This window comes from Cupriavidus sp. 05N40 (genome assembly GCF_056397305.1).
The window spans coordinates 1-503 of the sequence record NZ_JBFTND010000464.1 but is presented as its reverse complement, the minus strand read 5'-3'; the positions used below and the strand labels follow the sequence as shown (position 1 = coordinate 503).

Here is a 503-nt window from a genome sequence, read left to right as displayed (position 1 = left end):
GTCGGCGGTGGCCTTGCAACCCTCCGCGCCCAGGACGCACAAGCCTGTCTGGCCGGAAAAGTGCCAGCCGTTCGACGGGTCCCGGTTGTCGTAGACATCCAGGGCCGCGAGCAACTGCTCGCTCTGCAGCCATTTGTGGTGGTCGTTGGAGCGGCCTTCGGCCATGGCTTCCAGCGTCTTGCACTGCTGCTCGAAGGCGGCCAGGTTGGCTTTCATGGCCTGAACCTGCAGGGCGGCCTGCGGGTCCGGGGGATTGACGTACCTGGTCTCGAATCGATTGCGGTATTCACCGCTGTCGAGCTTCGCCTGCACCCGTGCACGGATGGCCGCCTCGTAGTTCTTCATGTGTTGCTCGGCGGCCTGTTCCCAGCGGGCCTCCTGCTCCGCGTCGAGCACCCAGCCGCGGGTCATGGCGGCGCCGGGGTCTTCGATCTTGGCGCGCTCGATGTCGATGTAGTGTCGCGCCTCGATGGCGGCCGACTTGTCCTCGAACAGCTGCCTGA

1 protein-coding gene is annotated in these 503 nt (G+C 65.8%); it reads right to left on the bottom strand.

The features are described from left to right. Positions 1-503: hypothetical protein (locus tag AC1DO7_RS41465; protein ID WP_477117601.1), on the bottom strand; the 503-nt coding region annotated here is incomplete at both ends.